Origin of the sequence: Virgibacillus sp. LDC1, assembly GCF_025792345.1 — a bacterium.
GTDB classification, from domain to species: domain Bacteria; phylum Bacillota; class Bacilli; order Paenibacillales; family Paenibacillaceae; genus Paenibacillus_AQ; species Paenibacillus_AQ lautus.
The window spans coordinates 310,417-325,490 of sequence record NZ_JAOXLZ010000006.1 but is presented as its reverse complement, the minus strand read 5'-3'; the positions used below and the strand labels follow the sequence as shown (position 1 = coordinate 325,490).

Annotated in this window: 11 protein-coding genes; 3 read left to right on the top strand and 8 right to left on the bottom strand. The window is 53.4% G+C overall.

Going from position 1 to position 15,074, the window contains the following annotated elements:
• Positions 1-10: 10 nt before the first annotated feature.
• The 8 genes from OHJ21_RS29335 to uxaC form a co-directional block, all read right to left on the bottom strand.
• A complete protein-coding gene (locus tag OHJ21_RS29335; protein WP_100541108.1) occupies positions 11-2,095 on the bottom strand; it encodes an alpha-glucuronidase family glycosyl hydrolase in 2,085 nt (694 codons plus the stop codon).
• Between the two features lie 43 nt (positions 2,096-2,138).
• Positions 2,139-3,155, bottom strand: coding sequence for an endo-1,4-beta-xylanase (locus OHJ21_RS29330; protein ID WP_100541109.1), 1,017 nt, complete (start codon positions 3,153-3,155; stop codon positions 2,139-2,141).
• 88 nt (positions 3,156-3,243) lie between these two features.
• Positions 3,244-4,179 (bottom strand): carbohydrate ABC transporter permease, encoded by a 936-nt coding sequence (locus tag OHJ21_RS29325; RefSeq protein ID WP_100541110.1) that lies wholly within the window; start codon positions 4,177-4,179, stop codon positions 3,244-3,246.
• A gap of 52 nt (positions 4,180-4,231) precedes the next feature.
• The gene (locus OHJ21_RS29320) at positions 4,232-5,272 is read right to left on the bottom strand and encodes an ABC transporter permease (protein ID WP_100541111.1); all 1,041 of its coding nucleotides are present in this window, start codon (positions 5,270-5,272) and stop codon (positions 4,232-4,234) included.
• Positions 5,273-5,364: 92 nt separating this feature from the next.
• Positions 5,365-7,053 (bottom strand): ABC transporter substrate-binding protein, encoded by a 1,689-nt coding sequence (locus OHJ21_RS29315; RefSeq protein WP_486021934.1) that lies wholly within the window; start codon positions 7,051-7,053, stop codon positions 5,365-5,367.
• A gap of 240 nt (positions 7,054-7,293) precedes the next feature.
• The gene (locus tag OHJ21_RS29310; protein ID WP_100541113.1) at positions 7,294-9,036 is read right to left on the bottom strand and encodes a sensor histidine kinase; all 1,743 of its coding nucleotides are present in this window, start codon (positions 9,034-9,036) and stop codon (positions 7,294-7,296) included.
• Positions 9,033-10,640 (bottom strand): response regulator, encoded by a 1,608-nt coding sequence (locus OHJ21_RS29305; RefSeq protein ID WP_486021933.1) that lies wholly within the window; start codon positions 10,638-10,640, stop codon positions 9,033-9,035. Before OHJ21_RS29305 ends, OHJ21_RS29310 begins: the two co-directional genes overlap by 4 nt.
• Before the next feature lie 112 nt (positions 10,641-10,752).
• Entirely contained in the window at positions 10,753-12,156 is a 1,404-nt protein-coding gene (uxaC, locus tag OHJ21_RS29300; RefSeq protein WP_486021931.1) for a glucuronate isomerase, read from the bottom strand.
• An 87-nt stretch (positions 12,157-12,243) separates the two neighbouring features.
• Between uxaC and OHJ21_RS29295 the strand changes: the two genes are divergently transcribed.
• The 3 genes from OHJ21_RS29295 to OHJ21_RS29285 all read left to right on the top strand — a co-directional run bounded on the left by OHJ21_RS29295 (position 12,244) and on the right by OHJ21_RS29285 (position 15,070).
• Positions 12,244-12,921 (top strand): GntR family transcriptional regulator, encoded by a 678-nt coding sequence (locus tag OHJ21_RS29295; RefSeq protein WP_100541116.1) that lies wholly within the window; start codon positions 12,244-12,246, stop codon positions 12,919-12,921.
• Between the two features lie 119 nt (positions 12,922-13,040).
• Positions 13,041-14,138, top strand: a complete 1,098-nt coding sequence (gene uxuA, locus OHJ21_RS29290; RefSeq protein WP_100541117.1) for a mannonate dehydratase — start codon at positions 13,041-13,043, stop codon at positions 14,136-14,138.
• A complete protein-coding gene (locus tag OHJ21_RS29285; protein ID WP_486021928.1) occupies positions 14,135-15,070 on the top strand; it encodes an SDR family oxidoreductase in 936 nt (311 codons plus the stop codon). Before uxuA ends, OHJ21_RS29285 begins: the two co-directional genes overlap by 4 nt.
• Positions 15,071-15,074 lie beyond the last annotated feature (4 nt).

The following is a 15,074-nucleotide window of genomic DNA, read 5'->3' as shown; positions in this document are numbered from 1 at the left end:
TAATATGAACTTAGTAAATCGTCCGCCCCTGCTCATCCGGCACGCCGGATTTACGGAAGAAGTACGTGTTGATCACATCTCGCCAATGCTTCGCATGCTCAGCCTGATCGGCCAGGCGCTCGGTTACTTGAATGAAACGCACCGGATCGACTTTATCCTCTAGCGAGGTCCATGCGTCGAGCAGTCCAGCCGCTGCCTGCGCCCCGGCAAAATGTGAGTCATAAATATGCTGAATCACCGTTTTACCGGATTTCAACACATGGGAATACGGCACATGATGGAAGAACAGCAGCAGCTCGTCAGGACAATCCGCCAGCGAATCATATCGAGCCTTATTCGGCTCGAAATACTGTGCGGTATAACCCGTGCCTGTCGCCACCGTGCGATCGACGCCCATCCCGTCCCGATCGGCAAAATGGTACGTACCCCACCTTGAATATTCATAGCCGTCGACATCCGGGCCATAATGCGTATGCGGCGTAATCATCCAGCCCACCCCGAGCGGGGAGGTGTAGCTTTCATAGATCGGCCACGATTGCATCAGCATGTTGCATACCGTGTCGACCACCGGTGCAACATTGCCGAAGGTTAACCTCGTCCATTCTTCCGCGATCCTCTCCGAGGACAAGTCCGGATCCCAGATCAGGCGTCCGAAGCCATACAGATTCGCCTGCGCCAAGGTGTGACCCGTCCAGTTCTCATCATTTCCGATGTTGGAAACGGCGGCAATCCCGCTGTATTTCATGCCGTGCAGGGAACCGTTGACAATCTTCTTCACCTCGGACCCGGACCCATTCGCGCAGGTATCGAAATCCAGCACCTCTTTCCACTGCGGCACCAAATAGCATACGTGACGCTGCTGGCCTGTATACTCCTGGGCGACCTGAAACTCCAGCACTTGATTGGTCTCTCTCATGCTGCCGAACAACGGGGACACCGGTTCCCGAACTTGAAAGTCCATCGGCCCGTTCTTGATCTGCAGCAGCACATTGTCCTTAAACCTGCCGTCCAGCGGGGTAAAATGATCATAGGCCGCCCGCGCTCGGTCCGTGCTGCGGTCGCGCCAATCCTGCATGCAGTTGTAGACGAAGCAGCGCCAGATGACGAGCCCGCCGTGCGGCTCCAGTGCCTCGGCCAGCATATTGGCGCCATCGGCATGGTCCCGCCCATAGGCAAACGGGCCGGGGCGGTGCTCCGAATCCGCCTTCACCAGGAAGCCGCCGAAGTCCGGGATATGATCGTAAATCTCATCCGCCGTGTCCTTCCACCACTGCCGAACCTCTTCGTTCAGCGGGTCGGAGGTGGACACGCCGCCGATATGCAGCGGAGCCGCAAAGTTAATGCTCAAGTACAATGTCATGCCATAATCCCGGAAGATATCCGCGACCTTCGCAATCGTCGGCAAATATTCCGCAGTAATGAATTTCGTCTCGATCTCGTGCACATTGACGTTATTAATGGAGATGGCATTCATGCCCACGGAAGCCAACAGGCGGGCGTAGTCTCTTACCCGATCCAGGTTTTCGGTGAACCGTCCATTTTCGTAAAAAATCGAGTGGCCCGAGTACCCGCGTTCCACCGAGCCGTCGGCATTGTCCCATTGATTGATCATCCGCAGTCCGTTCACTGGCTGCTCGGTCACCTTCAGTCCGGTTAACGGTTGGTGGGAGGCCAGCAATCTCAATAAATGAAACACCCCATATAATACGCCTTTACCGGATCCACCAGTCAGTACCAGCTTCTCCTGCTGCCCTTGAATTGAATGCTCCAGCTGAAAGCCTTCTGCGCCTAGCCGGGCTGCCACCTGGCCCTTATCCCCGCCTGAGCCGACCCCATCCCCCATGCCCTGTTCGGCTGAAGCCGCATGAATGCGAACCTCAAGATAGGACGAAGCCGGTGCCTCGGACGTGATGACCGGTACGATACCGAGCATGGATTGGCACGCCCTCTTCAGTTCCTCCATGGCCGCGTTTGCAACCCGCGACTGCTGAAGGTCCGCAACAATCGTGCCGAGCAGCCTGCCGTATCCGGCAGCAAGCTCGCGGTCCTTCACGGGCGCATACTGCAGCCAAGCTTTATATAAAGTACTGTTCAATGTCAGTTCCTCCTTCTTCGATCGTGATCCGAGCCAAGACGGATTACACCTTGGCTGTACTCTCGACCAATCGGTTAAACGCCGGTTTCGGCTGATGCCGCTCATCAAACAGGAAGGGCCAATTCTTTCGCCCCCGTACCGGGAAATCGTCCAGCCAAGTGTAATCGTCGGCTGCGCCCCAGAAGGTAACGGACGTAATATGACCCCGGTACTCCTTCAGAATGCCGAACATCGCCTCATACCGCTTAGCCTGAGCCTCCAGAAGCTCTTCCGGCGCTTCGGTCAGATCCTTCCGCTTGTCGTCAAACCGGAACATCGACACATCGAGCTCCGTAAGCTGGAGCTGCAGGCCGAGCGACGCGTACTTCTCGATCGCCGCCCGGATATCGTCAAGACCCGGGTCGTACAGATTCCAGTGCGCCTGCAAGCCTACGCCATGGATCGGCGTTCCTTGATCCAGCAGCGACTTGACCAGCGTATGGATTTTGTCCCGCTTGTTCGGATGAGACTCATTGTAATCGTTATAGAACAAGAGGGCCGACGGATCGGCTTCATGAGCATACTCAAATGCCTTGGAGATAAAATCGGGACCCGCAATGTCCAGCCATTTGGACGGACGAAGAAGTTCGGCACCTTCATCGGAGATTACCTCGTTGACGACGTCCCAGGCGTAAATATCGTCCTTGTATCGCTTCACGACCGTGTCGGTATGCGACTTTAGCCGTGCGTACAGCGTAGCTTTATCCACCAGGCTCCCGTTCTTGTCCTCGAACAGCCAGTCGGTCGTTTGGTTATGCCATACCAGCGTATGGCCGCGCATCTTCATTCCATGCTTGCGGGCGAAGGCGGCAAGCCGGTCCGCGTCCTCGAACGTATACGTATCCTCCGCCGGATGCACGCTGACAAACTTCATTTCATTTTCCGCTGTAATGCTGTTGAAATGGTACGATAGCAGTTCCTCCTGCGTTTCGATTGTCCGCGGGTTCACAGCCGCTCCGATGAGAAAGTCATCCGCGAACATTTCCTTAAGCCTCGGTTCATTTCGATGCGTGTTGGACACTTCCAGTCCCTCCTTGAATTAGAGATAACAGCATGTATTGATGGTTTATGATCGTGATGACACCAGCAGCGGTAGCAGTTCCTGCAGATTAACCTTTCACGCCGCCAAGGGTCATCCCTTGCACGAAGTATTTTTGCAGGAACGGATACACGAGAATGATTGGCACGCTGGCCACAATGGTCATCGTTGCCCGAATAGAGGTCGGCGTAACCTGATTCGCGCCGCTCTCGGAGCTAGCAAACTGGCTTGCATAGTCGTTGCCCGAGTTCATCGAGGAGTTCGAATTCTGGAGTATTTTCATCAGCTCATACTGAAGGGTGCTTAATTCGCTGTATGAGGAATTGTATAAGAATACGTCAAACCAGGAGTTCCACTGGGATACCGCCGTAAACAGCGATACCGTAGCAAGCACGGGCACGCACAGCGGAAGCACGATTTTCATGAAAGTCGTGAACTCGCCAGCGCCGTCGATCCGGGCCGATTCCAGAATTCCCTCCGGCAGTCCTTCAATGAAGGAACGAATGACAATCACGTTAAACACGCCGATCAGGCCCGGAATGATGTACACCGAGAAGGTGCCCAGCATGCCCAATTCGCGAATCAACAGGAAGTTCGGAATTAAACCGCCGCTGAAATACATCGTCAGGATGAAAGCAATCGATACGAATTTGCGCAGCACATATTCCGGTCGGCTGATCGTATAGGCGACCATGGCACAGCAGAATACCGAGGTGATCGTTCCGATCACCGTACGCAGAACCGAGATGAAGGTCGCCTGAAAGATCGTCGCTTCGTTAAACACATATTTGTAATTCTCCCACGTGAAATCTCGCGGCCATAGATAAATGCCGCCTTTCACCGAATCCGTCGCATTGTTGAAGGATACTGCGAGCGTATTAATGAACGGGTACAACGTGATAATCATGAGACAGATCATGAACAAAATGTTAAAGGTATCGAATATCCGGTCCGCAGGAGACTTGAACCGGGCATGAGCTCGTGGTGAATCTGATGTCTTCGCCATATGAATCCTCCTGTACGTTTTCTGATAGAGAACGGCCCTCGCAAGCTTTCGCTTAGAACAATCGATCTTCGCCAAGTCTCTTCGCGATATGGTTAGCCGTGAACAAGAGTATGAAGCTGACGACCGTCTTGAACATGCCGGCTGCGATCGAGAGCGAGAAGTTGCCCATCTGAATACCATATTTGAGCACGAAAATATCCAGGTTCTCGGAATAATCCACGTTCATGCCGTTACCAAGCAAATATTGCGGTTCAAAACCGGATTCGAGCAGGTTTCCGATATTCATGATCAGCAGGATGATGAATACCGGTTTCAGACCCGGCAAGGTAATGTTCCAGATCCGTTGAAAGCGTCCGGCGCCATCGATTTCCGCCGCCTCGTACTGCGAGGGATCGATCATCGTCATGGCTGCCAAATATATAATGGTGTTCCAGCCGACATTCTTCCATACCTCCGAAACACCGAGTATTCCCCAGAAATATTCCCCTTCCCCAAGCCATAGGATCGGTTCCTTAATGATCCCGAACCACATGAGGAGTTCATTGATTATCCCGCCGTCTGCCGACAGGGCTGTCGAAATAATGCTCGCAGCCACAACCCAAGAGATGAAATGGGGCAAATAACTGATCGTCTGCACGACCCGCTTAAACATCAAATTACGGAGCTCATTGAGCAGGATCGCTAACACAATCGCCGTAACAAACCCCAAGACGAGATTAATGAAACTCATGGCGAGCGTGTTGCGCATGACCCGAAGGAAGTGTTCGTCCTGAAACAGGAAAGCAAAATGCTGCAAGCCCACCCATTCCTGATCGAAAATCTTCTTGGCCGGTTTAAAATCCTGAAAAGCGATCGTCCAGCCCCATAAAGGCATGTACTTAAAGACAAACAACCATATCAAAAAAGGAATCGACATGAAGACCAGCGCCTTCTGTCGCAGCAGCTTCTGGAAGAAGCTTTTTTCGCCTGTTGGCGGTCTATTGTTTAATTCAGTATCGTTTTTCCGTTGTTTATTGAAGAAACCTTTCGATACCGCCGGCGTTTCGCGTAACGCCGTAGTCTCTGCAGGTCCAATCGGGTTCGCTTTATCCACGGTTTCTTCTCCTTCCTATCCAGGCCCTAGAAGAGGAGGGACGGATCTCGGCCATTTCGGCGGTCCGCCCTTGTTCGCCTCTCCTTCATCTATTATTGTCCTTGGGCATTTGCGATTTTCTTGGCTACTTCCTCGGTGATCAGATCCTCGTATCCCTTCACGTCCAGCTTGCCGAACTCGCCCACGTATTCGTTCCAGATACGGTCAAACTCTGCAGGGCTGGCAAGAACCAGTTTCGGGAAGTATTTGCGCTGCAAATCGCTTTTCTTCTGCGTGAAGATTTGGGCCGGCGAGCCCTGATCGATCGGAATGCTCCAAGCCGGGTACCAAGGACGATCGTCCGGTGCCGCAAACAATTGCGAGAAGGAATCGATGTCGTATGCTTCAAGCAATGTCTTGTCCGGTTCGGAGTAGGACATTTTGGCAACCTCAGGCTGGCGTCCCGCACCCACGGAATTACCGTCAGGAAGCGTAGAACCGTTGCCGTAACGAGGCCAGTTGTATTCAAAGTACTTGAAACCGAACGACTCGCGGAAGGCTTCCGTATTGGTCTGTGCAATCTGCTCTTCCGTACGGTAGAAGCGGCCGTTCTCATCTACGGAATACGTCTCGTCCTTGATGCCCCAGTTCGACAGAATCTGGTTCTCGTCCGTCAGCAGGTTATTGAAATACTTCACAATGCGTTCCGGGTCCTTCGCGCTGACGGAGATTCCTACGCCGCGGTTGTTTACAAAGGATGGCGGATCCAGATACTGATCCTTGGTATTCTCATCGTATACGATCGGCAGCGCCATGTATTCGAGATCGTCGTTACCCGATTTATTGGCTGTTTCGCGCAGGTTGTTCATCGCTTGGCCTACCTGCCATCTGTAATCGAAGAAGCCGAGCACCTTACCGGAAGTCAGTTTGGCAAGGTATTGATCATAGTTGTCCACGAAAGAGGATTTATCGAACAGGCCTTCCGCATTCAGCTTGTTCAGCTCTTGCAGGTACCGCTTCGTAATGTCGTCGTCCGCGTAATCATTCGCTACGTGAGTCTCCATGTCGATGATGATCCCGCCATCGTTCGGATAGCCGGCCAAATGCATCGGGGCATTGGTCAGAGCAAAAAATTTATCCTGCGTCGTCAGCGCCAGATATCCGGTCAAGCCTTCCTCCGGATGTTTCTTCACGTAGTCGCGGATCAGGGCCAGGTACTCGTCGAAGGTCTTGATTTTCGGATAACCCGCTTCCTTCAGGACGCGGCGTTGGATCCAGAATGCGCCCTGTTCAATGTTGGGAGCCGATGTGTATTCCCCTACCACCGCGCTCAGCGGCAGGAAGTAGATGTTGCCGTCCTCGGCCTTCATGAGGTTATAATACGGCTCGTACACACGCTTGATATTGGGACCGTACTTATCGATCAGGTCATTCAGCGGGATGAAGGCTCCAGCGCCTACCAGCTTGTCGATCGAGTTCCCCGGCACGATGACGTCGGGGTAATCGTTACTGGCAATGAAGGTTCCTACCTTCGTGTTCTCGTCCCCTACCAAATGCTCCATTTTAAAGTTCACGCCGGTTTGGTCTTCGAAAATTTTACCGATGGTGGTTTCGTTCGTATTTTTGTCTTTACCTGCTGCTGCGTTGAAATACGTGAAGGTGACCTTCTCTTCTTTCTTCTCGCCTTCGCCGCCAGCAGCCGGTGTGGTTTCCGCTGCATTATCTTTACCGCCGCCGCAAGCTGCTAGAAGCGATACCATCATGACCACGGTCAGACAGCTCAGCCAAAATTTCTTGTTCATGCTCTTGACCTACCCCTTTCGGTCTCGTTAATTTGTAAGCACTTTCATTATAAGAGAGCTCATGAGCGATTTTCACCCGTCAATCTTTAGGTGATACTTAGAAAACTATAGAACCGTTTCTTTTGTTGTGAAAAATGGCAGCTTCCAGCTCCGCAGCCTTCCTGCTGGACTCCTGCCGACTAACGAACAAATCCTGCTGTAGTCACTCCGAATCGGAATGCCAAGCAGGATTTGCCGTCGTTATGTTTCGATGGGGATGGACAGCCTGACCCGGGTGCCTTGTCCGGGCGAGCTGTCGATGTCAAACCGGAACCGGCTGCCGTAGTACAGCTTCAACCGGTATATGACATTCTGAATGCCGATCCGCTCGCCCATCTCGTCCTCGGTATTCAGATAACGGCGGATGCGTTCTACCTTCTCCGCGGACATGCCTGCCCCGTTATCTTGGATGGTACAGATTAGGGATTGGCCCTCGCGCACAATCTGAACTTCAATGCGCCCCCCGTGTTTGATCGGCTCGATGCCGTGAATGCTGGCATTCTCCACAAACGTGACGATGGCCATCTTCGGTATTTGCAGGTGTCCCTCTTCGGCTGGCGCATGGACCGAATAATCGATTTTGTCGCCAAACCGGTATTTCTGGATCTCAAGGAAACAATGGATAAACTCCACTTCTTCCTTGAGCGTCACCATGTCTTTTTTCCAAACGAGCGAATTGCGGAAGATCTTCGCCATATTATGAATGATTTTTGCCGTCTCATCCTCATCCTTCATCAGGCTGCGCATGCGGATCGTCTCCAAAGCGTTAAAGAGGAAGTGCGGATTAATCTGGCTCTGCAGGGCATTTAATTGCGCGTGCCTCCGCTGCAGCTCCAAGTTCTTCTTCTGGATATCCGCTACGTACACGTCATTGATCAGGCTCTCAAGCTGCAGGGTCATCCGGTTGAATTCACCCGTCAGCTGACCGATCTCGTCACGTGCTTCAGCCTCTTGGATCGTGTCGTAATTTTGGTTCTTGACCTTTTTCATATGTTTGAGTATCCGTACCAGACGTACGTTCAGGGACCGGCTGATCCAGACAATCACCAGGCTCGGAAGCAGGAAATTGAGGCAGGTCAGCACAATGACGAACCGCAAGGACTGATGCACGTCACGCAGCACTACATCCTCCGGCGTCACCGCCATGATCGTCCAGGTGTTCAGATTGTTGGTCGTGAACGTATCGGTATGAAACTCCAGAAACTTCTCACCATGTGCGATGCTGCTGTACGGTACGGAGCCCTGCATGATATCGACCTTGGGATCCGTGGTATATTCAATATTCCCGGCGCCGCTCAGCAGGTATACTTTGCCCTGCACATTCAGATTGCTCATGATCTGACGGATTGAGGACATCCGCATATCAATCTTGAGATACTTGGTATGGTCATCCTGCGAGCTGAAATAATTCATGCTCCGGATGATGCTGAAGCTGTCCAATTGGCCGTTGTTGCCCGTGCGCATCACGATCGGCTGGGTAACGTTCTTGCCCGCGATCGCCTTGTACCAAGCCTCTTCCTTCACCTGGCCATCGATATAATTAATGCCGCCGGAATACAGCAGGGTCGGATTGTCCACGTATACCGTAATCTCGCTGACCGAATTGTACACGGCGCTGCCCGAGTTCAAAATGCGGCGGAGATAGGTATCGTAAGCCTCGATATAATCGGCCGGATGATCGTACACCGTCTCCACGATCTCGTTCAATTGAACGTCCGTGTAGAAGACCGAGGAGATCTCCAGAGCATCCTCGACTTCTCGGCGGAACTCGTTCTTCATCTGCTCCAGCGCTACGGTTATATCCTGGATCCGCTGCTCCCTCACGCTGCCGGATGTCACGTTGTAGAAGATGAGGTTGGTAATCAGGATCGGTAAAAATACAGCCAGGAAATACAATAGCAGCATCTTGTCCCGCAGACGGACATTATTTAGGCTCGGCTTCATGCATTCGTCCCTTCGGACGCGGCCTCCCTCATCAAGCGGCTCCGGTACTCGCTTGGCGTCATCCGTTCCATCTTCTCGAATTGCGTAACGAAATAGTCCGGATTGCCGAAGCCGACCCGCTCCGCCACCTCATAGATGCGCAGATCCGTCTGGCGCAGCAGTCTCTTCGCTTCGTTCACGCGCAGCTGCAGCAGGAAATCATTAAAGTACATACCGTACGCCTTTTTGAACAGTTGTCCCAGGTAAACCGGGTTCATATAGAATTTCCCTGCAATGCCCTTCAGACTGATGTTCTCATGATAATGGGCCTCAATGTAAGCCCGGATCTTCTGGATTCCGCCCTTGTGCTGCTCCTTGCGAAGCTGCGCGATATAGGTCGCGCTTTCAATCGCAAAATCCGTAAACAACCGCTTCAGCCCATGGAGCGACAAGTTTCGGTCATGCCACTCGGTCATCGGCTCCAGACTGGACAGCCGGCTTTGATCCCCATCCATGCTGCTGAGCACCCGGACCACGCCCAGCACGCATTGGTTGATCGCCGTCTTCACCGCTTCGGGAGCATACAGCTGCTCCTGAAAGGATTCGAACAGCGAGCGAATCGTCCCCTCCAGCTTCTCGAAATGCAGCTCCTCGATCTGCTCCAGCAGCTGCTGGTAAAGACGCTCCTCCAGCCCGATATATTGCAGATCATGCACCGAGGCTTCCTCATGGATCACCATGCCGCTCTCATCATAGATGTACTTGTATAGGAGCGCTTCCTTGGCCGTTTCGTAGGCGTCCTGAATGAGGGAAAGTGTCGAAACCGGCCGGCCGAAATAGACGAAGATTCGTTCTTGCTCCGAATCGGCGAGTGATTGCTGAATGCGCCTAGCAAATCCCCGCTGACACCCCTGGAACGATTGCAGGATGCTCCCCGGAACGATGATGCCGATTCGATTACGGTGCTCATGCAGATAGAAGGGCTGTTCCCCATTCGAGATCGCAAGAAGGGCCGCTTCCACCCTGTCCTTGAATTCGCCTCTGCCCCCGTCATTGTCGTTAGCCGAAGCCAGCGGATGGTCATTCCGTTCGACAAAGACATAGAACAGACGATCTCCCGGCAGGAGCTCAAGGCGTTGCTCCCATTCGTATAGCAGCGTCTCATCGGCTTCCCCTATAATGAGCGATTCCATCAAGGCTCCGGACAACAGCCTCTCTTCTCGCACGCGAGCCTCGCGGTCTGACTCCAGCCGTTCGCTGAGCCGTACCAGCGCATGGCTGAATTCCGTCTCGTCAATCGGTTTCAGAATGAAATCATGCACGCCGTAACGAACAGCCTGCTGGGCATAGTTAAAATCATCGTATCCGCTTACAATAATGAAATACGGCTTCACCATATCGTCCGTAACGACACGCCTGATCAGCTCGAGTCCATCCAGCACCGGCATACGGATATCGGTAATGACCACATCCGGCTGAAGCCGTTCAATCAGTTCCAGCGCATCTTCTCCGTTATCCGCTTCATCCACAATTTGAAAGCCGCAGGCTTCCCAATCAATCAGCTTCAGGAGCCCTTTGCGCGTAAACACCTCGTCATCCACCAATATCGCCCGGTTCCATTGCACGGTATGTCCCCCTCGCCTATTCGTGCACATCTGCCTGTCACAGATCTTCTATCCATCCACCAGCAAACGCTTTCATATAGTAAGTCTATTGTTCATGCTCCGCACGGAATTGTCAATGGATTTGAAAATAGCGCTCGGCATTGTGGTAGCAAATATCCTGGATAATGGCACCGATATATTCATAATCCGCGGGCAGTTCCCCTTCCTTGATCCAGTCCCCGAACAGGCGGCACAGCACTCTGCGGAAATACTCATGCCTCGGAAACGACATAAAGCTCCTGGAATCGGTCAGCATGCCCACAAAGGTGCTGATCAGCCCCATGGAAGACAACGCGGTGAGTTGCTTCAGCATCCCTTCCTTCTGATCGTGGAACCACCAAGCGGAACCGAGCTGAAGCTTGCCCTCGACACCAGCGGACTGGAAATTCCCGATCGTGGTAGCGATCATTTCGTAATGAGAAGAATACAGGCTGTACACAATGGTCTTCGGCAGCTGATCGTTTCTGTCGAGCCTGCTCAGAAATCCGTTCAAGCTTTCCGCCAGATGAAAATCGAGAATCGAGTCATACCCGCTGTCCTTGCCGAGCTTCGCGAACATGCGCGCATTATTGTTCCGGATCGCTCCAATGTGCAGCTGCATGGTCCAGCCCTTGGCGTGGTACATTTCTCCGAGCTTAAGCAAGGTGTAGGTGCGATATTTCCGTTCCTCAAGGGGTGTTAAGCTGCCACCGCTGATCGCTTTGCCGTAAATGTCCGCAACCTCTTTTTCATCGGCTTGTTCGCAAGGAAACGCGCCAAAGCCGTGATCCGACAGGCGGCAGCCATGATCGTGGAAATACTGAATCCGTTCTTGTAGTGCATCCAGCAGCCCTTGATAGGTATCCACGGCTAAACTGGCCGTCGTTCCTAAAGTCTCCACATAGGAGGTGAAGTCCGGGTTCGTGATATCCAGCACCCGATCCGGACGGAATGCAGGGGCAACGACGGTGGACAGCTCCCCATGATCGCGAATGGCACGATGAAACTCCAGCGAATCAACGGGATCATCTGTCGTGCAGGCCACTTTGACTTTGAATTTTTCCAGAATTCCGCCTGCCCGCAAGGCAGGAGCCTTCAGCTTCTCATTGCAAGCGTCCCAGATCTCCTTGCCATTCTCCGCGGTCAACCGCTCCTGAATCCCGAAGTAACGGGTCAGCTCCAGATGGGTCCAGTGATAGAGCGGATTGCCAACCAATCGCGGAACGCATTCCGCCCAAGCCATAAACTTCGCTTCGGCGCTTGCGCTGCCGGTAATCAGCTCTTCGTCGACGCCAAGCCAGCGCATTGCCCTCCACTTGTAGTGATCTCCCTCCAACCATAGTTCCGTCAGGTTATCGAACTGTCGGTTGGTGGCAATATCCTTCGGGTTTAGATGGTTGTGATAATCGAATATCGGCATCCCTTCCGCATAATCATAAAACAGTTTCTTCGCGCTGTTGCTGTTTAGCAGCAGATTTTCCGTGTCCAAACGGCTCATGTGATTGCCCTCCGATTCTTATTTAGATTTTCAGTTCCATACTACCATACAAGTATGGTAGTATGGAATACATTAGGAGGTGATGCAGTGGTAGAATCTTTGCGATTACAGCCGGGATCGGCCGGAAATATCGTGTACTCCCGGCTTAAGCAGCAGATTGTCAGTCTGGAGCTCCCGCCGGGAACGGCTCTGTCCGAGAAGGAGGTTTCCCTATCCTTCGAGGTCAGCCGGACGCCGGTGCGGGAAAGCTTCGTCCGCCTGGCCCAGGAAGACCTTGTGGTTGTGCTTCCCCAGCGGGGCACGCGCGTTTCGCTCATCGATTCGGAGCTCGTCGAGGAAGCGCGCTTCATGCGTGAACAGCTGGAGAAAGCCGTGGTCCGGCTTGCCTGCGAAAGCTTCCCCGAGGACAAACTCGCCGAGCTGGAGCGAAATTTGTCCGAGCAGCGCGAGAGCATCGAGAAGCATGACGGCAAGCACATGTTCGAACTGGATGAGGCCTTCCACCGTATTTTGTTCGAAGGCTGCCGCAAGGTCGGCACATGGAACGTGCTGCAGCAAATGAACGCTCATCTGAACCGGAGCCGGATGTTATGGCTGTCCGCCGATCCGAATTGGACCAACCTGTACGAGCAGCATCGGGAGATCGCGGACGCGATTTCACGTCATGACGCCGATCATGCCGAACGGGAAATGCAGGCACATCTCAGCCTGATCATCTCCAATCTGGCCGTGCTGAAAGAGAAGCATCCCGATTATTTTAAATAAGCCTATGCCGGCGGATGGCTTTATCCGTTCGCAGGCTTCCAGCTTGGCGGTGCACTCGTAACTGCAAAATTTCCATCAGCTTTGCGTTAACTCCTTAAACTTGTAAAGGCGGTGAAGAAATGCGCATGGTATTCAGATGGTTTGGCGAGGGCAACGATACGGTCTCGCTGGATCAGATTAGACAAATCCCCGGCGTGGAGGGCATCGTATGGGCACTTCACGATATTCCTGTCGGCGAGGAATGGCCGATGGATCGAATTGAGGAAATTGCGGACCAAGCCAAAGCGTTCGGGCTTCATATTGACGTCGTGGAAAGCGTGAATGTGCATGAGGATATCAAGCTTGGACTTCCCTCACGGGATCAGTACATAGCCAACTACATCCGGACGATTGAGAAATTAGGCCAGGTCGGCGTCAAAGTCATCTGCTACAATTTCATGCCGGTGTTTGACTGGGCTAGAACCGATCTTCATAAACAGACGCCTGATGGTTCGACGGCGCTCTTCTTCGAGAAGGCCAAGATCCACGGCATTGATCCGATGGAGCTGGTACAGACGATCAACCGAAACAGCACGCTTACGATGCCAGGCTGGGAGCCGGAACGTTTGGCACATCTGACCTCCCTGTTCGAAGCATACCGCGGCGTTACCGAGGACGATCTGTGGCGCAACCTCGAATATTTCTTAAGCGCCGTCATCCCGGCTGCCGAGAAGAACGGCATCCGAATGGCCATTCACCCGGATGATCCGCCATGGCCGATCTTCGGTCTGCCACGGGTCATTACCAGCCAGGAGAATCTGCGGAGATTCCTCAAGCTATATGATAGCCCGGCTAACAGCTTGACCCTGTGCAGCGGTTCGCTTGGCGCCAATCCGGACAATGACATCGTCTCCATGATCCATGAGTTCCATGACCGGATTCCATTTGCGCATATCCGGAATGTACGCGTCTACGAGAACGGCGATTTCATCGAAACGTCCCATCGTACCGAGGACGGTACCGTCGATATTTCCGGCATCGTGCAGGCCTATCATGACAACGGTTTCACCGGATATGTAAGACCCGACCACGGGCGGCATATTTGGGGTGAGCAGTGCCGTCCGGGTTACGGTCTGTATGACCGCGCCTTAGGCATCATGTATCTCTGGGGGCTGTGGGACGCTTACAGCCGGGAGCGTGCAGGAAGCGCAGCTCAGTTGAAGGAGGCTGTTCAATGAGTGAGGTAAATCAACATGCAGCGGGTTCATCTGAACCCGGATCGAGTGGAGCTTCTCATGAATCCACGCCGCAAGGGGCCCTATCTCTTCCCATTCATCCGTCATTAAACGGGAAGACGGTTGTCATCACGGGCGGCTCCGGGGTGCTGTGCCGGGCAATGGCTTTGGAGCTGGGCCGGCAAGGTGCCCGGGTCGCCGTCTTGAATCGTACGGCCGAGAAAGGGCAGCAGGTGGCGGATGAAATTACGGCCGCCGGCGGAACGGCGATTGCCGTTCCCTGCGATGTAACGGATACGGAAAGCGTCCGACAAGCCGAGAAAGCTGTGCGCGAGTCTTTCGGACCCTGCGATATCCTGATTAACGGAGCCGGCGGCAACCGGAAAGACGCGAATACAACCAACGAAATTTTCCGTCCGGAGGATGTGGGGCAGCCGGATCTGACCACCTTCTTCGGGTTAAGCGTGCCGGGCTTCCGCAGCGTATTCGATTTAAACTTTATCGGCACGCTCATACCGACGCAAATCTTTGCGGAAGGGATGCTGGGGCGTCCCGGGGCCGTCGTGCTGAATATCTCGTCCATGAGCGCACCCAGCCCGATGACCAAGGTTCCGGCTTACAGTGCAGCCAAAGCAGCCATCAACAACTTTACGCAGTGGCTGTCCGTTCATCTCGCGGAATCAGGCATTCGTGTGAACGCGATTGCGCCAGGCTTCTTCCTGACCGAGCAGAACCGCAATCTGCTGACCCATAGCGACGGTTCATTAACCGAGCGCTCTCATAAAATCATCTCCCATACCCCCATGAGACGGTTCGGCGTGCCGGAGGATCTGCTCGGCACCCTGCTCTGGCTCGTGGATGATCAGACCTCCGGATTCGTCACGGGAACGGTGATTCCCGTAGACGGCGGCTTCATGGCTTATTCCGGCGTATGACGGA

Coding starts and splice junctions, on each gene's coding strand:
- uxaC (WP_486021931.1), bottom strand. CDS start 12,156: ATGAGCCGTTTGGACACGGAAAATCTGCTGCTAAACAGCAACAGCGCG.
- OHJ21_RS29315 (WP_486021934.1), bottom strand. CDS start 7,053: ATGAACAAGAAATTTTGGCTGAGCTGTCTGACCGTGGTCATGATGGTA.
- OHJ21_RS29325 (WP_100541110.1), bottom strand. CDS start 4,179: ATGGCGAAGACATCAGATTCACCACGAGCTCATGCCCGGTTCAAGTCT.
- OHJ21_RS29285 (WP_486021928.1), top strand. CDS start 14,135: ATGAGTGAGGTAAATCAACATGCAGCGGGTTCATCTGAACCCGGATCG.
- uxuA (WP_100541117.1), top strand. CDS start 13,041: ATGCGCATGGTATTCAGATGGTTTGGCGAGGGCAACGATACGGTCTCG.
- OHJ21_RS29310 (WP_100541113.1), bottom strand. CDS start 9,036: ATGAAGCCGAGCCTAAATAATGTCCGTCTGCGGGACAAGATGCTGCTA.